Origin of the sequence: Priestia sp. FSL W8-0524, from assembly GCF_038005965.1 — a bacterium.
Lineage (GTDB): Bacteria > Bacillota > Bacilli > Bacillales > Bacillaceae_H > Priestia > Priestia zanthoxyli.
In genome coordinates this window covers 2,994,313-3,012,341 of record NZ_JBBOUG010000001.1, presented here as the reverse complement: position 1 = coordinate 3,012,341, position 18,029 = coordinate 2,994,313, and the positions used below count along the sequence as shown (strand labels likewise).

At 38.1% G+C, this 18,029-nt stretch carries 26 protein-coding genes; 10 read left to right on the top strand and 16 right to left on the bottom strand.

Annotation, left to right across the window (positions count from 1 at the left end; all coding sequences use genetic code 11):
* Positions 1-90 precede the first annotated feature (90 nt).
* A complete protein-coding gene (locus NST66_RS15515) occupies positions 91-531 on the top strand; it encodes a cell wall hydrolase (protein WP_013083968.1) in 441 nt (146 codons plus the stop codon).
* A gap of 141 nt (positions 532-672) precedes the next feature.
* Here the strand turns inward: NST66_RS15515 and NST66_RS15510 are convergent, their stop codons facing one another.
* The 10 genes from NST66_RS15510 to gvpA all read right to left on the bottom strand — a co-directional run bounded on the left by NST66_RS15510 (position 673) and on the right by gvpA (position 4,805).
* Positions 673-1,197 (bottom strand): hypothetical protein, encoded by a 525-nt coding sequence (locus NST66_RS15510; RefSeq protein ID WP_340843464.1) that lies wholly within the window; start codon positions 1,195-1,197, stop codon positions 673-675.
* A 145-nt stretch (positions 1,198-1,342) separates the two neighbouring features.
* A complete protein-coding gene (locus tag NST66_RS15505) occupies positions 1,343-1,471 on the bottom strand; it encodes a hypothetical protein (protein ID WP_256972393.1) in 129 nt (42 codons plus the stop codon).
* Between the two features lie 32 nt (positions 1,472-1,503).
* A complete protein-coding gene (locus NST66_RS15500) occupies positions 1,504-1,821 on the bottom strand; it encodes a gas vesicle protein (RefSeq protein WP_340843463.1) in 318 nt (105 codons plus the stop codon).
* A 14-nt stretch (positions 1,822-1,835) separates the two neighbouring features.
* Positions 1,836-2,120: a gas vesicle protein K gene (locus NST66_RS15495; RefSeq protein ID WP_071272912.1), complete on the bottom strand. Its 285-nt coding sequence runs from the start codon at positions 2,118-2,120 to the stop codon at positions 1,836-1,838.
* Positions 2,110-2,361: a gas vesicle protein gene (locus NST66_RS15490; RefSeq protein WP_045294233.1), complete on the bottom strand. Its 252-nt coding sequence runs from the start codon at positions 2,359-2,361 to the stop codon at positions 2,110-2,112. The genes NST66_RS15495 and NST66_RS15490 overlap by 11 nt, the downstream gene beginning before the upstream one ends.
* The gene (locus tag NST66_RS15485; RefSeq protein ID WP_071272914.1) at positions 2,358-3,182 is read right to left on the bottom strand and encodes a GvpL/GvpF family gas vesicle protein; all 825 of its coding nucleotides are present in this window, start codon (positions 3,180-3,182) and stop codon (positions 2,358-2,360) included. The genes NST66_RS15490 and NST66_RS15485 overlap by 4 nt, the downstream gene beginning before the upstream one ends.
* A 9-nt stretch (positions 3,183-3,191) precedes the next feature.
* Complete coding sequence (locus NST66_RS15480; protein WP_014459264.1) at positions 3,192-3,449, bottom strand: gas vesicle protein GvpG; 258 nt, start codon at positions 3,447-3,449, stop codon at positions 3,192-3,194.
* Complete coding sequence (locus NST66_RS15475; RefSeq protein ID WP_045294231.1) at positions 3,446-4,216, bottom strand: GvpL/GvpF family gas vesicle protein; 771 nt, start codon at positions 4,214-4,216, stop codon at positions 3,446-3,448. Before NST66_RS15475 ends, NST66_RS15480 begins: the two co-directional genes overlap by 4 nt.
* A 23-nt stretch (positions 4,217-4,239) precedes the next feature.
* A complete protein-coding gene (locus NST66_RS15470; protein ID WP_013057922.1) occupies positions 4,240-4,503 on the bottom strand; it encodes a gas vesicle protein GvpO in 264 nt (87 codons plus the stop codon).
* Positions 4,504-4,526: 23 nt separating this feature from the next.
* Positions 4,527-4,805: a gas vesicle structural protein GvpA gene (gene gvpA / locus NST66_RS15465; protein ID WP_029714942.1), complete on the bottom strand. Its 279-nt coding sequence runs from the start codon at positions 4,803-4,805 to the stop codon at positions 4,527-4,529.
* A gap of 436 nt (positions 4,806-5,241) precedes the next feature.
* Between gvpA and NST66_RS15460 the strand changes: the two genes are divergently transcribed.
* Positions 5,242-6,066, top strand: a complete 825-nt coding sequence (locus tag NST66_RS15460; RefSeq protein ID WP_221777889.1) for an SPL family radical SAM protein — start codon at positions 5,242-5,244, stop codon at positions 6,064-6,066.
* Positions 6,067-6,103: 37 nt separating this feature from the next.
* Here the strand turns inward: NST66_RS15460 and NST66_RS15455 are convergent, their stop codons facing one another.
* Positions 6,104-6,487, bottom strand: a complete 384-nt coding sequence (locus NST66_RS15455; RefSeq protein ID WP_071272917.1) for a nuclear transport factor 2 family protein — start codon at positions 6,485-6,487, stop codon at positions 6,104-6,106.
* Positions 6,488-6,505: 18 nt separating this feature from the next.
* Positions 6,506-6,985 (bottom strand): RrF2 family transcriptional regulator, encoded by a 480-nt coding sequence (locus NST66_RS15450; protein ID WP_340843462.1) that lies wholly within the window; start codon positions 6,983-6,985, stop codon positions 6,506-6,508.
* 70 nt (positions 6,986-7,055) lie between these two features.
* Between NST66_RS15450 and NST66_RS15445 the strand changes: the two genes are divergently transcribed.
* Positions 7,056-8,129 (top strand): LacI family DNA-binding transcriptional regulator, encoded by a 1,074-nt coding sequence (locus NST66_RS15445; protein ID WP_071272923.1) that lies wholly within the window; start codon positions 7,056-7,058, stop codon positions 8,127-8,129.
* A 59-nt stretch (positions 8,130-8,188) separates the two neighbouring features.
* Here the strand turns inward: NST66_RS15445 and NST66_RS15440 are convergent, their stop codons facing one another.
* Positions 8,189-9,349 (bottom strand): Ig-like domain-containing protein, encoded by a 1,161-nt coding sequence (locus NST66_RS15440; protein ID WP_340843461.1) that lies wholly within the window; start codon positions 9,347-9,349, stop codon positions 8,189-8,191.
* 422 nt (positions 9,350-9,771) lie between these two features.
* Between NST66_RS15440 and NST66_RS15435 the strand changes: the two genes are divergently transcribed.
* Complete coding sequence (locus NST66_RS15435) at positions 9,772-10,455, top strand: TerC family protein (RefSeq protein ID WP_071272929.1); 684 nt, start codon at positions 9,772-9,774, stop codon at positions 10,453-10,455.
* Between the two features lie 39 nt (positions 10,456-10,494).
* On the opposite strand, the gene NST66_RS15430 is transcribed toward NST66_RS15435, so the two are convergent.
* A complete protein-coding gene (locus tag NST66_RS15430) occupies positions 10,495-11,046 on the bottom strand; it encodes a helix-turn-helix domain-containing protein (protein WP_340843460.1) in 552 nt (183 codons plus the stop codon).
* A 95-nt stretch (positions 11,047-11,141) separates the two neighbouring features.
* Here NST66_RS15430 and NST66_RS15425 point away from each other — a divergent pair, with 95 nt between their 5' ends.
* From NST66_RS15425 to NST66_RS15415, 3 genes are all read left to right on the top strand, one after another.
* On the top strand, positions 11,142-11,867 hold the full coding sequence (locus NST66_RS15425) for an AzlC family ABC transporter permease (RefSeq protein WP_114895981.1): 726 nt from the start codon (positions 11,142-11,144) through the stop codon (positions 11,865-11,867).
* A complete protein-coding gene (locus NST66_RS15420) occupies positions 11,864-12,193 on the top strand; it encodes an AzlD domain-containing protein (RefSeq protein WP_340843459.1) in 330 nt (109 codons plus the stop codon). The genes NST66_RS15425 and NST66_RS15420 overlap by 4 nt, the downstream gene beginning before the upstream one ends.
* A gap of 451 nt (positions 12,194-12,644) precedes the next feature.
* The gene (locus NST66_RS15415) at positions 12,645-14,543 is read left to right on the top strand and encodes an endonuclease MutS2 (protein ID WP_340843458.1); all 1,899 of its coding nucleotides are present in this window, start codon (positions 12,645-12,647) and stop codon (positions 14,541-14,543) included.
* Between the two features lie 185 nt (positions 14,544-14,728).
* Here NST66_RS15415 and NST66_RS15410 read toward each other — a convergent pair whose 3' ends face one another.
* On the bottom strand, positions 14,729-15,142 hold the full coding sequence (locus NST66_RS15410) for a DUF1259 domain-containing protein (protein WP_221777885.1): 414 nt from the start codon (positions 15,140-15,142) through the stop codon (positions 14,729-14,731).
* Between the two features lie 114 nt (positions 15,143-15,256).
* The gene (locus tag NST66_RS15405) at positions 15,257-15,913 is read right to left on the bottom strand and encodes a DUF975 family protein (protein WP_114895978.1); all 657 of its coding nucleotides are present in this window, start codon (positions 15,911-15,913) and stop codon (positions 15,257-15,259) included.
* A gap of 281 nt (positions 15,914-16,194) precedes the next feature.
* Between NST66_RS15405 and NST66_RS15400 the strand changes: the two genes are divergently transcribed.
* The 3 genes from NST66_RS15400 to lepB all read left to right on the top strand — a co-directional run bounded on the left by NST66_RS15400 (position 16,195) and on the right by lepB (position 17,854).
* The gene (locus tag NST66_RS15400; protein ID WP_071272947.1) at positions 16,195-16,740 is read left to right on the top strand and encodes a hypothetical protein; all 546 of its coding nucleotides are present in this window, start codon (positions 16,195-16,197) and stop codon (positions 16,738-16,740) included.
* A gap of 107 nt (positions 16,741-16,847) precedes the next feature.
* Positions 16,848-17,210: a nuclear transport factor 2 family protein gene (locus NST66_RS15395; protein ID WP_224357833.1), complete on the top strand. Its 363-nt coding sequence runs from the start codon at positions 16,848-16,850 to the stop codon at positions 17,208-17,210.
* A gap of 83 nt (positions 17,211-17,293) precedes the next feature.
* Positions 17,294-17,854, top strand: coding sequence for a signal peptidase I (lepB, locus tag NST66_RS15390; protein WP_340843457.1), 561 nt, complete (start codon positions 17,294-17,296; stop codon positions 17,852-17,854).
* Positions 17,855-18,029 lie beyond the last annotated feature (175 nt).

The window sequence follows — 18,029 nt, the reverse complement described above, 5'->3', positions numbered from 1 at the left end:
TAGCGTGTATTTAACATCCAGCTACTGTTATTTTAGGGACAGTGACATCAAGACCAGCTTTTTCTCATAGTATATTTTTGGGGTGAAAAAATGCCAAGAGTAAATTATCGAGATTCAGACGTTGCTTTAATGGCAAGGATGATGAGAGCAGAAGCTGAAGGCGAAGGAAAACAAGGCATGCTGTATGTTGGAAATGTCATTGTAAATCGCCTTAAAGCAAACTGTTTAGATTTCAAGAATTTAAGATCCGTTCCGCAAGTTATTTATCAGGTGCAGGGAGGCAACTATTCGTTCGAGGCTGTTCAAAAAGGAAACGTATTTTATCAAAGAGCAAGAGGTGTTGAAAAAAGGTTAGCCAAAAAGAATTTGGATTATTGGAGAGAACATCCGGGGAAATATGCACTGTGGTACTTTAATCCATCCGCTCCATGCCCTCCAACCTGGTACGGCCAACCCGCTTCTGGTCAATACAAAAATCATTGCTACTATGAGCCAAAGCCTGGAACATGCGCTAGCGTTTATAACGGGTAGATAGCTTAGAAGATATGCTGCACTCTGAAAGTCTGGCCTCAAATCCAAACCTTGAGCTGCAGGTGACAAGGTAATCGTTTTTCATATAATAAGAGAAAGCCCTCTTTTAATAAAGGGGGCTTTTGCTAATTGGTGCATTTCTCATTTCGCTTCAAGTTTAATGTTTTTACCAGCAGGAAATTCCGATTGATCTTTTGCTTTTGTATCCTTTACCACCCAGGATGTCTTTACCTTAGCTGCTGCTAAAATATCTTTGATTTGCTTGTTGTTTAACCCTTTCGTATAAAGGACAAATTCCCTTGTATAGATGTTTTTATTTTCTTGCTCTTCATCTGCACCGCTGCCAAACCAATATCTTGTTTGCTGATCGTCTTTCATGTTATTAAAATCTTTTTTATAGTTAGGCAGCTTAACTTGAATATCCGACAGGTAGTCCGTACCGCGTAAAGTAAGAGTCATATGTACTTTGTGAAAATCTTTTTTAGAAGGGCTTGTTAACCCTGATGTTCCAACTTCACTAAATTCTTTTTTCGTCAGCGGTTTAACTGTAGTAAAAACAGAAACTTTTGGATTTGAATGATTTGTCACAACGTCTTCGGTACTGCAGGCATCTAAAATGAACACCGTTAAAAGAGCATAAACTGCTCCCATCACTTTTTTCTTCATGCTCGTTCTCCTTTGTCATTAATAGATAATGGTACTCATTCGCCATGTTCATTATATTTACCTTTATTTGTCTCAACGTCATGATTAATGAAGAAAAGTATAAAAACATTAAAAAGAGAAATACCGAGGCATTTCTCTTTTTGTTCTATGAGTCTGGATTAAGTGACGTATGCGTATACTCCGGCATACGCTCTTCTTTTTCCGTTAGCTGAGTATCGGGGATTTGCTGCTCTTGTGAAACAGGAGACAGCGTAGATTTTTGTTCAGGATTCATGTTTGTTATTCCTCCTTCTATGAAGTGAGCTGTTAATCAAGCGAAAGCAAATCATCTTGAATTCGTTGCGTTAAAGATGCCACTTGCTCTGTTAAACTGTCATTTTCCGCCTGGAGTTTTTGATAAGACTGATTTGCTTTTGAACATAGGTAAGGGTCTGTTTCCCACCAGTCCATGCCAATTTCTCTTGCTTTATCAATAGAAGCGACAAGCAGCCGGATTTTTATTGTTAAGAGTTCAACATCAGCAATTTGCACTTTAATATCTCCAGCAATGACAAGACCTTTATCTAATACTTTTTCCAATACTTCTACAATGGTGCCAAGCTGCCCGTTATGTTCCGCCGACATTTTTTCACTCCTTGTTATAACACTTTTCCCAGGGGACCTAGATCAATATTTAAATCTTCATTTGTAAAGTTAAACACTGATTTTAGCTCCTCCATTTTGTTCTCTAACTTCATCAACGCCACGCCCAGATCTTCGATTTGAGCGTCCGTCAGGTTTCCGCTGTCCACTCGGCGAATCGCATGTTTTTCAATGAGCTGCCGCAGTAATTCAATGACGGTTAATACAAGCTGCGCTAAGCCTTGTTCAGCATTTTCCGCACTCAGCTCAATGCGACCGTTTCGTTCGAGGTTATTTTCCATTTCGCAACGCCTCCGTTTCCTGTTCAAACTGCTGAGAAGAAATGATTTGACGATCATGCGAGCCTATCAGCGTTTCTACAGAAGAAATCAGTACCCGCAGATCAAGATAAACTAAATCAATTCCGGCAATTGAAATCAATAAATCACCTTTAATGGCAATTCCTTTATCGAGGATCACATCTAATATATCAATGAGGGCAATGTCTTTTTGCTCGAGCATTTGTTTTCGCAGCGATGTCATCCCGCATCTTTCTCCGAGCGCAGGGCGTCGATATGATAAGCAGGCCATGGTCCTGTTACTTCAATGTTTAGTCCCATGTTTTTGTAAAGCGTTTGCTTGTTGCGAACGGCTTTTAGAAACGATTCCACATTGCTCTTGGACAAAAGGTAGATGCTGTTCCAGCACATGCTATAGCTGTCGCCGGTTATTTTTTGACTCCAGTTATTTTTGATTTTATGATAAGCGGCGTAGGGACTTATCTCACTGTGCAGGTGATCACAAAGAGAAAGCTGTTCTTTTTCTGTTTCTTCTTCAATCAGCCTTTCTATCTTTTTACGTTCAAAAAACTGCCTGCCTGGAGGTAACATATTTATTTCTTCTTTTTTCTTTTGGATCGTTTCATTGTATGTTAAGAGGTAGCTCTTTAAATGATTCGTATGGGCATACACTTTTATATTCCATTCTTCAGATTTTTTTAAAAGCTGAAGAGAAGAGAGGGTTTTTTCTTTGTTATCGACAATACTTTTTTGGCAGCTGTCCTTGCTTTTATAGACAGTACAGAATTTCATTGGAAGAAGCGTGTAGTGCTTCTGTAAGAAAAGAAGGGTCTCATGGTGATGCATAGCTTTGGCCTGCAGCCATTTCATATCGTGCTCGATCTTTTCTTTCAGCATTTCTTCTGAATACTCATCGCTTGGCAAGTCGCATACAAATGCGGTAATATCATCAAAGCAAAGAGTATAGATAGGGTTGTTCTTGTCCATGCCTTCAAGGGCGGGGAGGGAAATTTGCTTAGCTTCTTCGGTTGGAACTAGACCATATAAATAAATGAGCTTTTCCATCGTTTAACCTCACTTTTGTTTCTTCGTCATTGATTCCCATCTTTTTAATTCATATTCTTTTGCTGCTTCATACCTCAGCAGCAGTTCTTTTTCTTTTTCCATATATGCATCTTCCGGTATCTCTCCAAGCTCATACATCATTTGAAGATGAACGATTTTTTGCTGAATAAAAGAGACATCGTAAAGTTCTTTATCCGCTTCTTCCTTGATTTTCTGGCCGACTTTTACAATGAGCGTAACAGGAGACAGCAGCAGTTTATGAATCATACATTCTCTTCTACTTTTAATTGAATATTGATAAAGTTATAAGCAGCCCACGGTCCGGAATATTTAAAATCCGCTTTGTGCTTCCATTTTTCATACAGGTCATTTACACGTTCATCAAACGCTGCTTCTTTTTCTCGGTCAATTAAAAAAGAAGCATTCAAAAGCATCGTTTCGACAATAGGAGGATTGAGTCTCGACGCTTCAGCCATCGGTTCTAAATGTTGATACAGCTCTTTTTTACAGTCGTGCTGAAGCTTTAAAAAGAATTTCTGAGCTGTTTCTCCGTGCGCAATTTGTTTATAAAAATCAGCACTGGCAGAACGCGGGTTTCGTACTTGCTGCAAGGAAGAGTCTTGATTCACTTTTTGTTTCAGCCAGTCCGCTTTCCCAATTACTTTTAGTCCGACTTCTATTTTTCCTTTTAACTGTGGGAAAAGGGAGGCGAACTGTGGATATAAGTTTTCTAACAGCATTTCAACATCTTGTTGACTATGAAACACATTGCCAAAGCTGATTGGAATAACCGAATCATGCTCATTCATTACTTTGGAAATCACCTGCTGGTGCGCTGTGACATTCTCTTTTGTAGGGTGATAAATTTTAAGAGGAAAGGCAGCAGCCACTATAGCTGCATCTCGGTAATGAATGGTAAAAGTAGCTCTTTCTTGATGATCAATCGTGACGCTGCCAAACGTATGCGCCTCGGTGGCGGGAATGCTGCAAAAAATATAAATGCCCGTTGCTTCACTCATCGATTTCTGTTTCATTCCTTTCCATTAAAATAATAGGCTTACTTCTCTGCTGGAGAGCTTCTATAGCGCAGGCTGGTGCGTGAAAAAGACGTGATGTTATGCTGCTTATTGACCAGCACTTCATAGATACCAAGCAGTTCATCTTTTGCATAGCGCCTCATATACTCCTGTTCTTCAAATGCTTCAAGTGTTATTTTCCATCCTCCATTTTGAATCGATTCATACGAAATAATTCGGTGAGGAGGAGCGACGTGTTCTTTAAAAAAATCAGTCACGGATTCCATAATTTCGGCTACTTTCACTTTTCTAATCCACCTTTATGAGTTTATAAATCTAAATCTTGCAAAAGGTTTAGCTGTTCAAGTTTGTTTCCGCTGTTATTAGAAGAAAGGAAATCTTCTCTTTCGTTATGAAGCAATCGAATGGCCTCGGCGTACCTTAGCCATGTGTCCACGCTCGCAATCACGATTCTAGCTTCAATGGTAATTAATTCAATACCAATAACGGAAATACGAGCGAATACGTCAATTACTACACCTTTATCCAAAATTCGGTCAACTACTTCAGCTAGACTAGAACAATCGTTTGATTTGTTAATCGTCATGATGAAAATCCTCTCATGTTGCGTAGTGAAATATATACGTTTGCTAATCTTGCTATTAATGTGCGTGATGTTGTAAAAAATATACAAATAAAACGTACATAAATTAAAAAATAGTATAAAATACCATGATTATTTTTGTTTAGATACGGGTAGAGTTAAGTACATTACTTTTATCCATTGATGAATGAAAACACATACATAAAAAACAAAAGGAGTGGAGAAAGATGAGAAAAGAAGAGCAGCCGGTATTATCTGATTTTATTGAAAAGGACCAATTTGAGTTAAATTCATATTTAACCTCTTTACTTGAAACGACAAGCGAAAAGAAAGAAAACCAAAGTTGATGAGTTGAAAACATATAGGACTACTTTCCATCAGGAAAGTAGTTTTTTCATTTACAAGCTTGATATAATTTTTGAACAAAGAGGTGATAAAGATGAACGAAAAAGACGTCATTTCGAGAAGTATTTTAACAAAAGCGACCGGCTTTTTGGCATCGGGTTATACTCATAGTTTAAATCCGTATGCCGGATGTGCATTTTCCTGCAAATTTTGCTACGTGCGAGAGCTGCCAATTCAGCGTTTTAAAGAGATGGAGTGGGGGACATGGCTAGAGCTGAAAGCCAACGCAGCCGAAGTCTATCAAAAAGAAATACAAAAGCTCCGAAAAAAAGAACAGCCGGTGCGCATTTTTATGTCTTCAGCGACAGATCCCTATCAGCCGGCTGAGCGTAAAGCAGGCATCACTCGGGCTCTTTTAGAAACGATGATCAATCATCCGCCTGATTTTTTACTGATTCAAACAAGATCGCCGCTTGTGACGAGAGATATTGATTTGTTTTTACAGCTTCAAAACGTATGTGATCTTCGCGTATCGATGACTGTTGAAACAGATCGAGAAGATGTAAAACAAATTTTTTCTCCTTATGCTCCGGGGATGAAACTTCGTATGAACGCGTTAAAAAAAGTAAAAGAAAGGGGAATTTCAACGCAAGTAACCATTGCTCCAATGCTTCCTTTCACGCCTGAATTTCCTGAAAAAATAGAAGGGATGATGGACCGGATTTGTATTGATACCATGTACTTAGGAGACGGTTCCTTAGGGAAAACCTCAAAAAGGCTAGGGATGCCGGAACTATTTGAGCAGCACGGTTTCCTAGACTGGTATGACAAAGACATTCATATCAAAGCCATTCGTTATTTTGAAAAATTTTATCCTTCTTCGATGATTTACCTTTCTCAAGAGGGGTTTGCTCCGTAAAAAAAGAAGGGCCCATATAGCCCTTCTTTTCTCCATCTTAGTTTTTATACGTATCAAACATGTTTGTGTCATCAGGTACGTTTTCTAAATAACTGATCTTTCCGTTTTTATCTAACTTAGCAATATCTTTTCCCGTTTGAGTAAATACGCTGCCAGATGCACGTTTTCCGCATACTGCCCAAGGTGTTTCAAACATGTCCGTACCTTCAACTGCTTTCCAGCCTTCGAACATATGCTTAATATCAGCATTTTCTTTAAAAACCATTTTCACAAACAGCTTCCAGTTTTCAATGCCTTGTTTTTCGTGGCCGTTTAAGACAAATACGATATCGTCTGAAAAAAGGCTCACTAATTCGTCAAATGCTTGTTCGCTTGTACGTGATTGATCGAATAAATCAAAATATCTATTTAAGTTTTCCATGATAATCTCCTTTGGATGCTACAGCACCATTTTTTCTTCTACTGTTGCTTTTAGCTTGTCCAGGTTTTCTTTTGGACATTTTTTGTGAATTTCATTTGTGAGCGTGGCAATGGTTTGCCGTTTTAAAATGAACTGCCATGAAGATTCGGCTTCTTCCATTAAATCGGATAATAAGCAAATATCTTTGTCTTTTAAATTAAGCATATCGTGAAAAATACCGCTTGATGAATAAAGAGACTGCTTGCCTTCAATGGCTACGTATACGTCATAGATTCGAATTTCTTCCGGTGTTTTCTTTAAGCGAAATCCACCTTTGCTTCCAGGAACGGAGGCAAGTAAATCAGCGCTAACCAGCTTGCGAAGAAGCTTTTGAAAATACGTAGGCGAACCGCCAAGCTGAGTGCTGATAACATCTCCTGGCAGCACAGCTTTTTCAGGTAAAAACGTAAGCAGCAAAATGGCATACACCGATTGCTCAACGCCTGTTTTCATATGCAAAAACATCATCTCCTGCTATATGTGTACAACGTGGATAATGATTATCCATGTTTAGGTTATCATACCGCTTATGAAGCAAAAAGTAAAGCAGTTACTTAATATACACGCGATATTCGTGTATACTGTGAAAGAAGCAGCAACAAAATACGGAGATGAGAGAATGACAACTATTGCAGATATCGCTCGACTTGCAGGAGTAGCAAAAAGCACTGTATCCCGCTATCTTAACGGAGGATCTGTGAGCGATGCGACGAAACGAAAAATTGAAGGAATTATTAAAGAAACAAACTATAGCCCAAATGCTTTTGCTCAAAGCTTAAAAGCAAAAAAAACAAATATCATCGGTGTCATTGTTCCGCGCATGGGCTCTTTTGCGACTTCCCGCACATTAGATGGTATTGACCAAGAACTTAGAGACCACCACTATCAAATGATTGTTTCCAATTCTAATCAAGATTTAGAAAGAGAAATTGAAAATATTTATACGCTGGCTAAGCAGAAGGTAGCCGGTATTATTTTGCTTGCCGTTCAGATCACAAAAGCTCATTTGGAAGCGTTCCGTACGATTTCAATTCCCGTTTTGCTAATTGGACAGGAGCATAAAGAAGTCCACAGTTTAATTCATCAAGATTACGAGGCTGCATGCGACATTGGAAGGTACATAGGGGAAAAAGGGCATAAAAAAATCGCTTTTTTAGGCGTAACCGAAAAAGACATAGCTGTAGGTGTAAAAAGAAAAGAAGGTGTAAAGCAAGGTCTTAAAGACAGCGATTGCGAGATTCGCTATTATCAAACAAGCTTTAACATGAGCGATGCAATTGGAGCAGCTACGGCAGTGATGAACGAATTTAACCCGTCCATGATTGTATGTGCGACCGATAACATTGCGCTTGGTACATTAAAGGCAGCTTATTTAAACGGACTGCGCGTTCCTGAAGATGTATCTATTACCGGCTTTGGCGGCTATGAAATTACGGGTGTGATTCATCCGAGCTTAACGACCGTAAAATATTACTATAAAGAAGCGGGACAAATGGGGGCAAAGCGAATTATTAAGCTGGTTAACGGCGAAGAAGTCGAAAAGCTTACACTTTCGAACTATGAATTGATTGAAAGAGAAAGCGTTGACAATCGTTTTGTATAAAAAAACGATTTTTCAACTATATCAAAGAAGGAGGTGACCATAGTCACCTCCTTCTTTGATTAATGCTTAACGACTTTTGTTGTCGCTCCGCTACTAACATTCCCCGCAGCATCTTTGGCGGTTATGGTAAGAACAGTGCCTGTTTTCTGAGCTGGTATTTTTACTGAATACGTTCCTTTAGAAGAGGTTTTAGCAGATCCAAGCGTTTTGCTGCCAGTCTTTACTGTTACAGTGGAAGAAGCTTCTGCTTTTCCTGTAACTACTTTATCATTATCATCAACTTTATTAACAGTTGGCTTGCTAGGCGCTACGACATCGGCTACTTTTGTGGAAACGCTTGGACTTACGTTTCCCGCGCTGTCTTTAGCTGTTACGGTAAGAGTCGTTCCGGCTTTTTGAACGCTTATATTAACAGAAAATGTTCCTTTAGAAGACGCTTTAGCAGATCCAAGCGTTTTGCTGCCAGCTTTTACTGTTACAGTGGAAGAAGCCTCCGCTTTTCCTGTAACTACCTTATCGTTATTGTCCACTTTATTAACAGCTGGTTTATCTGGAGCCACATTGTCTACGAATGCTGTGCTCAGAGCATATAAATCATTCACGGTATTATCGTCGTAATCATCATCAAACTCATAATCCGTGGCGCCTATGTAATATGTTCCTGGCTTATTTACCTGATAAACTTGAACTTCGACTCCATCGCTGTAGTCTGAGCCTTGGTATATTAAATTCTTGTTATCTTTAAAGTCTTTTTCAGCTGCTGTAAAGGCAAGGTCAATTGCTGGAGAATTGGTCGTCCCAGCTACAAGCAGTGCGCCTTTAGCAGGGACATTCACTTTATAAAAATCAACGTCATACATAGGAAGCATTTGACCGATGATTGTTTTTTCATTTGGCAAGCTATTAGCTTTGTTAAAATCGTTATTTGGTTCTTTTTCATACAGCGGATCATCGTTTGAAGAGGAGCTGTTCATTTGTTTTGAATTCTGAGATGAAGAAAGGGAAGGAGCTTTTTCTAAAGAGTAAGTTGCATCGTTTTTTAAATCATCAAGTACACGTTGATTCAGATTCTTTTTTTGAAGAGGCTTGTCCATATGCTGGTCTATTAGTTTTTTTGAAACACTTTCATTTTTGTTGGTATCTGCTTGAACAGACTGAACGGATAGTGTTGATGCTAGTAAACCAGCGGAAACTAGGGATATTATACCTTTTTTATTCATTTTTTCATTTTCCTCCTTTAAAATATAAGACTATAGAACTGAATCTATCATACTATAAGAAAGCGGATACAACTACAGATTTTCATATTCATTTTTCGACATCATTTCTAGAAAAACGACAGTAATTCCACTGCGATGAGAGCAAATAAAAAAACGATTGACAGAATGTAGGAGATGCTATAGTATAAGTGGTGTAAATACAAACAAATAATTGAACGTATCTCCTAAAGGGGAGTAGCTTTAACAGCAAAGTCGTCATTACAGAGATTATCTCTCGGCTTTGTTGGCGACATTATGTTGTTAGCAAGACCTTTACCGCTTATTTGGTAAGGGTCTTTTTTGTATTCAATTATAAAAAAGGAGGAAAAGGCTCGGACTTTTAGAAGAGAAACGTTACATAAAAAGAGAAGGTGGAGGTAACTATGGAGGAACTAATTGGTGTATCAGTGCAAGGTTTGCTGCAAATTATTTTTCTTGATTTAATTTTAAGCGGGGATAACGCGATTGTGATTGCAATGGCGGCTCGTAACGTACCAAAAGACTTACAAAAAAGAGCGATTTTAATTGGAACAGGCGGCGCGATTGGTCTTCGATTATTATTTGCGGCTATTATTGTCCCATTATTAAAAATTCCATTAATCGGAGCGGTCGGCGGCTTGATGCTAGTGTGGATTGCATATAAGTTATTAGCGGACAATCACGATCACGGCGACAATCCTCAAGGTGGAGCAACGGTATGGAGCGCGGTTAAAACGATCATTATCGCAGATGCGGTCATGTCATTAGATAACGTATTAGCTCTAGCTGGTGTAGCTCATGAATTTGTGCCAATTATGATTGGTGTATTAATTTCGATTCCGATTATTATTTGGGGAAGCAGCTTTATTATGAAAGCAATGGAAAAATTTCCGGTTATCATTTACGCCGGAGCGGCGATGCTCGCATGGTCTGCTGGGAAAATGATTGTTGAAGATAAAATTATCGGCGGATTTGTTCCAAGTACTGCTTTACATCTTGCTGTTCAAGTTATCTTAACCATTGCAGTTGTAGGCATTGGGTACATGAAAAACAAAAAAATGAAAAAAGAACAAGCCCACGCAGCTTAATAAAAAAAGAGCGTACGGATCATCCGTACGCTCTTTTTTTTATGATTCGGGGTAGTGCATAAGCAAAAAAAAGCTTGCTTCTTTTTCAGAAGAATTGATATAGCTGTGAGAGGTATTGCCTGAAAAATGCAGAGCGTCTCCTGAGACTAATTCATGTTTTTCATTTTCAAAACGAACCGTTAATTCTCCTTCTTTAATAAGTAAGTATTCATCTCCTAAATGAGTTTTCGCTTCATGCACGCATCCCGGCTTTAATGTAACAATGTAAATTTCAAACTTTTTTTCCGGATGATAAGGGAAAAAAGAATACACTAAGTAATCACCTTTGTTGTCCGTGATGGGATCTAGCTGTTTTATACTCACTTTCTGTACATCCGGAGTGTCTTCTTTCATAAATACGGAAAAAGAGACTTGAAGGCCGTTGGCGATTTTCCAAAGCGTAGTAACCGTCGGACTGGATTTGCCTTTTTCAATTTGTGCAAGCATTGCTTTGCTCACACCCGTTAATTCAGAAACTTGATCAAGCGTCAAATTTCGATTTTTTCGTAATTTAACAAGATTTTTAGCAATAATATCTTGAATCGCGTCCATTGTTGTACTCCTTTAATTATTATAAAGATAGTATAACATACCGTTGTTTAATATAGCGTATAGATGTATAATATAGCAGAAAAGGAGGGAGTACGGTGATCGCAGAAAAAGCAGTACAGCAGAGAGAAAAAGTGGATTTAACGTTTAGACAAGGGGCTAAGGACTGTGTTCCTACACTACTCGGTTACATAAGCATAGGTCTTGCCGCCGGGATTGTCGGAGTGTCCTCGCATCTTTCCGTGATGGAAGTTACTTTATTATCAGCGCTCGTGTATGCCGGGGCTGCTCAGTTTATTATTTGTGCACTCATGGTTGCGAACAGTTCGATTTCAGCTATTATTCTCACAACATTCATCGTTAACTTACGACATTTTCTTTTGAGTGCTACGGTCGCGCCTAAATTTACAAAATATTCGTTATTAAAAAACGTTGGAATTGGAGCACTTCTGACGGATGAATCATTTGGAGTGTCTTCAAGTAAAATTGCAAAAGGTGAGCCAATTAATGACCGCTGGATGAACGGATTAAATATAACGGCTTACGTCAGCTGGATTATCGCCTGTACGACAGGAGCTATTTTTGGTCATATGCTATCTAACCCGGAAGCCTTTGGGTTTGATTTTGCCTTAACGGCTATGTTTTTAGCTCTGCTTGTTTTACAAATCGAAAGCGTGTTACCTTCAAAGCTTAATCATTACTTACGTTTAATTCTTTATATGGCGATTATTATGATTGTGCTGTCTTTTTTGGTACCTTCACATGTGGCTGTATTAATTTCAACGATTATTGTAGCGACAATTGGGGTGGTGACGGATAAATGAGCATCCACTATTCAACACTCATCGTTATTTTAGGGTGTGCCCTTGTTACCTTAGTTCCTCGTATTGTTCCGTTTTTAGTTGTGCGTAACATCGCGCTGCCAAAACCCGTATTAAAATGGCTGTCCTATATTCCTATTTGTATTTTAACCGCACTTGTTGTACAGAACTTTATCATTCAAGTAAATGACAGCGTAAAGATTAACTGGCCCGTCATTATCGTAGTCATTCCAACCTTACTGATTGCCCTGAAAACCAAAAGCTTATCCATCACCGTTATTAGCGGAGTTGGAATGATGGCGCTGCTTCGTTTTTTTCTTTTGTCATGAAAGCTCAAGTTATGCTCTTGAGCTTTTTTACTGTCTCCTTTACTCACGCTTTTTCATATAGTATGATAAGAGTGTAAATTAGAAGCCAATGAAAACTAAAATATAGATGAGGTGCTTTTATGAGCGGAGTAGTATCTAAATAGGAACAATTGAATGAAATAAATTAAATAAGCAAGACGGGTATTTTTTGGAGAGTGAAGGTACCCTTTATTTGCTTATGGATTTATTTCACTGCCTATGAAGATACCTACAATGCTTTATAAAGGGTTCGGCATTTGTCGCGAAAGAGGCGTCTGTTTTTACAGAGCTTTCTTTCGTGATATGTGTTTAGACACCTTATGAACGCAAAAGCTGTGGGATCACCACAGCTTTTTTTGTTTACCTTTTTCATTGCCTTCTAATAAATAGGTATCTTCATATGTGATGACAAATCATAGTGAGGAGAAAAACCATGAATACGATGACATTTGAAAAATTGCAGTATCAGGAATTAAAAGAAATCGTAAAATCTCACTGCGTAAGTGAGCTGGGAAAACAATTAATGGATAAACTTCAGCCGAGCACATCTCTTAAAACAGTAAAAAACCGACTTAAAGAAACAACGGAAGCACGAAGACTTCTAGATGCTGAGAAATCGCTTCCGCTATCAGGTGTCTCAGGTATAGGAAGAGTCATCGGAAAGCTTGAAAAAGGCATGATTTTAGAGCCCGAAGAGCTAATGCGAGTATCCGATTTTTTAAAAGGCTGCAGAAAAGTAAAACAATATATGGTGGATAAAGAATTTTTTGCTTCGCTCTTAAGTTCCTATGCTCATTCGATGAAAGAACTAACAAGTATAGAAGAGGAAATTAATTTTGCGATCAAAGCCGGAAAAGTAGACGCTGCGGCAAGCAAAGAGCTCAAGCGTATCAGAAGACATATAGAAGGAACGGAAGCTAAAATTTCAGAGCAGCTTGCGAAATTTTTACGAAACGGTAAAAACAAAGAGTATATTCAAGACTTCTTCATCAGTAAAAAAGGAGACCGCTATACGATTCCGATCAAGGCATCCTATAAAAATCATGTTGGAGGAACGATTGTTGAAACATCTTCTAAAGGGTCAACAGTGTTCATAGAGCCGGCATCTATTACAAAGCTGAATGCGGAACTAGCGATTTTGAAAGCAGAAGAAGAGGTAGAAGAATATCAAATTTTAGCGTCTTTAACAGGTTTAGTGTTAGAGAAGCTAGCTGATATTCATATTAATTTAGAGCTAATTAGCCAATACGACATGGTGTTTGCCAAAGCAAAACACAGTAAACAGGCAGATGGAATCGAACCTAAAATTAATGATTATGGATATATTCATTTAAAAGGCGCATATCACCCGCTGTTAACTGGTAAAATTGTTCCGCTTCACTTCGAAATTGGCGAGAATTATCGAAGCTTAATTATTACGGGACCTAACGCAGGAGGAAAAACCGTTGTCTTAAAAACGATTGGGCTACTGACACTCGCTACAATGTTAGGATTTCATATTACAGCTGATGAAGGAACAGAAATTGCATTGTTTGAACATATTTTTGTCGATATCGGCGACAACCAAAGTATTGAAAATGCGCTGAGTACCTTTTCCTCACACATGAAAAATATATCGGCTATTTTGCAAAAAGCAACGAACAATACGCTGCTCCTATTCGATGAAATTGGCAGCGGCACCGAACCGAATGAAGGAGCTGCACTTGCGATTGCGATCTTAGAAAAGTTTTATCATATGGGCTGCATAACGGTCGCGACTACGCATTACGGAGAAATTAAGCGTTTCTCAGAAATTCATCCTGACTTTATGAATGCCGCGATGCAGTTCAACAGTAAAACATTAGAACCGCTGTATCAGCTGTTAATTGGCACATCTGGAGAAAGCAATGCGCTTTGGATTTCAAAGAAGATGAAGGTAGAAGAAGAGATTTTACAAAAAGCAAAGTTCTATATGGAAAGCAAATCGTATGATACAGAAGTCGTCAGAGAAAATAAAATAAAAAAACCAACTATTTTGAAGGAAAAGAAAAAAGACCGTGTTGAATACCAAATAGGAGATCGAGTCAAACTGTTAGATTATGAAAATCATGCGATTGTGTATAAGTCTAAAGACAACACAAACAATATAGTCGTACTCTATCAGAATGAGTTAATTGAAGTAAACGTTAAGCGAATAGCTCTTGAAATCAAAGCTGCTGAATTATATCCCGAAGGCTATGATCTCGATTCGTTATTTATTAGCTATAAAGACCGAAAAGAGCAGCATGATCTGCAGCGAGGCTCAAAAAAAGCATTGCGGAAAATTGAAAAAGATATACGCGAAAATAGATAAAGCAGAAACCCAGCACTTATAAGAAAGTGCTGGGTTTTGTTTTTATGCGGCTTCTCAAAACTACATAGCGCCCTTTTGTTAATGACTTAAAAGGTAAGGAGGTTTCCTTTAGCTATATTAGTAATCTATAGGTATAAAAAACATCTCTCACCTCTCTAATGTACCTGAGAGATGCGTTTAATAAATTATTCGTTTGTCGGAACGGGAAGGCTCTTGAGCGTTGTAAAACAAAAAGCCATTTTTTTCGCAAAATGTAAAGGAGGCTCTACAGATTGAATATGAAGATACATAAGGACGGGTTCTGTAAAAAGCCAATGGTTATGCAAAGCGCTTACGATAAGACCTTGCCGCGCAGCAGCTTCTGTAAAACGAGGGATTTCTTCTTGTAAAATAGCAATCTCAGCCAAGTTCAACGCGTTTCCCTGTGTGTCTATCGCCTCAAATGATACAGCAACAGGAACGACAGAGCTGCTTTTCCGTCCTTGAACATGAGCTTGAAAACTTCTTTTAAGCGACACTGAGCATCCTGTTGGACTAACTTTGCTTTTAGCGTTTAAAATCTGGCCGAACTGCTGACAAATTTCACTTGTAGTATACATATAAGCTCCTGCCTTTCTTCTATACTCTTAGTAAGCTTTATGACATAAGAGCTTCACTTATGCAAAACGTGCTCTTATAAAAAAATCCCCTTCACGATGAAGAGGATTTTTTTATTATTCAGCATGCGATGAGCGTTCGTTTAACAAATTTTCATAAAAACGAGCAAGTGAAGCAGAAAGGTATGGAATAGACCATAAAAAGCCGATTCCTAGTGTAATAATACTTAATAAAAACCAGCCAAGAAAGCTTAGCAGGAGCAGGAAGTACTGTCCTTTATAACCATTCATCAACCTGCGGCTTTCTGTAATCGCTTGATTCATCGAGTAAGCAGGGTTGTCTTTACAAATATAGTACGTTTGTGAATATGCCAGTGCTTTAATAATTCCAGGAATCAGTAAAAGCAGTGACCACAGCATCACATAAAGAGTCATAAGTACATAAATTCCTAATGACTTTACATAAAGACCGAAGTCTTGGAATGTTTTAAACAAGTGACCCAATTGCACAGATTCACCTCGTGCTAACCCTAAAAATGCCCAGTAGTTCGCCATAAGAAGAGGTGAAAAGACGATAGCAAAGGCAGTTGAAATCCATGAGGACGAGTCAGATTCATCTTTCATCCAATTTTCATAGCCGCCGCTTGCCACAATTTCAAATGGAATAGGCAGAAGCGTATATACTCCATACGTCACCACCGTCAGTAGAATCGCAAGTCCCCAGCGATTCTTTAAAGAAGCTTTAGCTTCTCTTTTAATCGTACCGATGTTCATGTTGTTCCTCCTTTAATGTTGCAAAACAGTATCTTTTTGCTCGTATTAACATGTAAACCATGCACAATTGTTAATTTTGTATGAAATGAAAATAATAGTCAATAGGTTCTGAGATGAAAAGAGCGCTCTTACAAAAATTTTTACTAGACAGATAGAAATCGCTAAATAGGTACAATCTGCTTTTGAAGAAGGAGGAGGTGCAAAAGCACTGTGTGCAATGCTTTATTTTAGTATGAAGTGAAACCCTCATGGAAAGACTTTCTAAGATAGGAGGGATTTCTATGTTTGAAATGATCAAAATGATGCAACAAGTCTTAAATGAAAAGGAATTTTCTTATTGGGTTCATCAAGATCTCTTTAGTTTTCAATGGTGGCTCATAGTAGTGATAAACGCTCTTTTTCTTCTGCTTTTTTACTTTTTTATTGATAGGCAGCGCCTCTTTTTTATGCTTCTCGTTTTTTTTATCAGCTTTGATTTGGTAGGTTTGGTAGATGAATTCGGGAAATTTTTTAACCTGTGGTGCTACCCTCACCAGATGCTTCCGTTTACAGATCGCTTTAATACGGTTGACTTTGCTATTATTCCGGTAAGTATCGCACTCGTCTACCAATTTTTTAGCAAATGGAAATTTTTCTTTATCGCACATATCGTTACCTCTGCCGTTATTGCTTTTATAGGTATTCCGATATTCAAATCGCTGTATTTGTACCAATTACTGAACTGGTCGATGTTTTATTCATTTCTTACAGTATTCGTCATGGGAATTGTCGTGAAAATGATTAGCGATTGGATTGCAGGTAAGAAGAAAGGCTATAGCGTTAGCTAAACAAATAATACTCCTGTCTATTTGAGATAGGAGTATTATTTGTTTAAGTGAAAACGGCAGTATTTCTTTATAATGAATGTAAGAAAGAATGAGAGGAGACTGTGAAAGTGGAAATAGAGAATATCACCCAAAAATTTTATGACTTAGAATGCATGCACTTAAAATCAGAAGTACGAACCTCTGCTAAAGAGCTTTCAAATATTTTGGCGGATGATTACGTGGAGTTTGGCAGCTCGGGCACGGTATGGAAACGAAAAGATTACAATACCAATCATGTACTTTCGCCAGATGTATTTGAAATCTCTCATTTTCATATAGACGTATTGTCTCCTGACTGCGTATTAACTACCTATCATCTTATGAACCATACGGCAGAAAAAAAGACGCTTCGCAGTTCTATTTGGCGAAAAAGAGAAGAAAAGTGGCGCTTGTTTTTCCATCAAGGTACAGTGACAAATGGTGATCAATAAATATGATTATTCGGTTATTATTATACTTTCCCTTTATTTGATGCTATGATGAAAGTATATTTTGACGTAAGGGATGTTTTGAGATGAGCAAAAATAACGTAAAAAAAGAAGTGTTTTCATGGATTAAGTCCATTGTTATTGCATTGGTTATTGTAGTGGGAGTTCGTCATTTTTTATTTGCGCCAACTACGGTTCACGGTGAATCGATGTATCCAACGTTTGAAGATTCAAACCGCGTTATTTTAAATAAAATCAGTGATGTTGATCGCTTTGATATGATTGTATTTCATGCGCCGGATGCAGATGAAAATTATATTAAACGTGTAATTGGACTGCCAGGAGATACGGTAGAAATGAAAAACGACGTTCTGTATATTAATGGAAAACCTTATAAAGAGCCGTATTTAAATGAATCTAAAAAACCTCTTGCACCTAATGAAAAATTCACGGAAGATTTTACGCTTCAAACGCTGCCTGCAACTGATGGCAAAGTGAAGGTACCAAAAAATTCACTGTTTGTAATGGGTGACAACCGTCCTGTAAGTCATGATGGACGAGCATTTGGCTTTATTCCACAAAAATCAGTTATCGGAAAAGTGCAGTTTCGCTACTATCCGTTAAATGAAGTAGGCGAACCGAAATAAAAAAGATAGAAAGACTGACGAAATTTAATCCGTCAGTCTTTTTTTTGTTGGGTGAAAAGAACTGATTTTAAAAAAAGATTTGCTTTATGCAAGTTGAACATCCGCTGAAAAATTAGGGAATTAGGCCTTGTTTTTTTCTTTGTTTAGGAAATCACAAGGGTGTTTAACAAGGGAC

Bases quoted from the DNA above. Each gene is read 5' to 3' on its own strand.
- NST66_RS15515 (WP_013083968.1), top strand. From the start codon at position 91: ATGCCAAGAGTAAATTATCGAGATTCAGACGTTGCTTTAATGGCAAGG.
- NST66_RS15510 (WP_340843464.1), bottom strand. From the start codon at position 1,197: ATGAAGAAAAAAGTGATGGGAGCAGTTTATGCTCTTTTAACGGTGTTC.
- NST66_RS15505 (WP_256972393.1), bottom strand. From the start codon at position 1,471: ATGAATCCTGAACAAAAATCTACGCTGTCTCCTGTTTCACAAGAGCAG.
- NST66_RS15500 (WP_340843463.1), bottom strand. From the start codon at position 1,821: ATGTCGGCGGAACATAACGGGCAGCTTGGCACCATTGTAGAAGTATTG.
- NST66_RS15495 (WP_071272912.1), bottom strand. From the start codon at position 2,120: ATGGAAAATAACCTCGAACGAAACGGTCGCATTGAGCTGAGTGCGGAA.
- NST66_RS15490 (WP_045294233.1), bottom strand. From the start codon at position 2,361: ATGACATCGCTGCGAAAACAAATGCTCGAGCAAAAAGACATTGCCCTC.
- NST66_RS15485 (WP_071272914.1), bottom strand. From the start codon at position 3,182: ATGGAAAAGCTCATTTATTTATATGGTCTAGTTCCAACCGAAGAAGCT.
- NST66_RS15480 (WP_014459264.1), bottom strand. From the start codon at position 3,449: ATGATTCATAAACTGCTGCTGTCTCCTGTTACGCTCATTGTAAAAGTC.
- NST66_RS15475 (WP_045294231.1), bottom strand. From the start codon at position 4,216: ATGAAACAGAAATCGATGAGTGAAGCAACGGGCATTTATATTTTTTGC.
- gvpA (WP_029714942.1), bottom strand. From the start codon at position 4,805: ATGACGATTAACAAATCAAACGATTGTTCTAGTCTAGCTGAAGTAGTT.
- NST66_RS15460 (WP_221777889.1), top strand. From the start codon at position 5,242: ATGAACGAAAAAGACGTCATTTCGAGAAGTATTTTAACAAAAGCGACC.
- NST66_RS15455 (WP_071272917.1), bottom strand. From the start codon at position 6,487: ATGGAAAACTTAAATAGATATTTTGATTTATTCGATCAATCACGTACA.
- NST66_RS15445 (WP_071272923.1), top strand. From the start codon at position 7,056: ATGAAGCAAAAAGTAAAGCAGTTACTTAATATACACGCGATATTCGTG.
- NST66_RS15440 (WP_340843461.1), bottom strand. From the start codon at position 9,349: ATGAATAAAAAAGGTATAATATCCCTAGTTTCCGCTGGTTTACTAGCA.
- NST66_RS15435 (WP_071272929.1), top strand. From the start codon at position 9,772: ATGGAGGAACTAATTGGTGTATCAGTGCAAGGTTTGCTGCAAATTATT.
- NST66_RS15430 (WP_340843460.1), bottom strand. From the start codon at position 11,046: ATGGACGCGATTCAAGATATTATTGCTAAAAATCTTGTTAAATTACGA.
- NST66_RS15420 (WP_340843459.1), top strand. From the start codon at position 11,864: ATGAGCATCCACTATTCAACACTCATCGTTATTTTAGGGTGTGCCCTT.
- NST66_RS15415 (WP_340843458.1), top strand. From the start codon at position 12,645: ATGAATACGATGACATTTGAAAAATTGCAGTATCAGGAATTAAAAGAA.
- NST66_RS15410 (WP_221777885.1), bottom strand. From the start codon at position 15,142: ATGTATACTACAAGTGAAATTTGTCAGCAGTTCGGCCAGATTTTAAAC.
- NST66_RS15405 (WP_114895978.1), bottom strand. From the start codon at position 15,913: ATGAACATCGGTACGATTAAAAGAGAAGCTAAAGCTTCTTTAAAGAAT.
- NST66_RS15400 (WP_071272947.1), top strand. From the start codon at position 16,195: ATGTTTGAAATGATCAAAATGATGCAACAAGTCTTAAATGAAAAGGAA.
- lepB (WP_340843457.1), top strand. From the start codon at position 17,294: ATGAGCAAAAATAACGTAAAAAAAGAAGTGTTTTCATGGATTAAGTCC.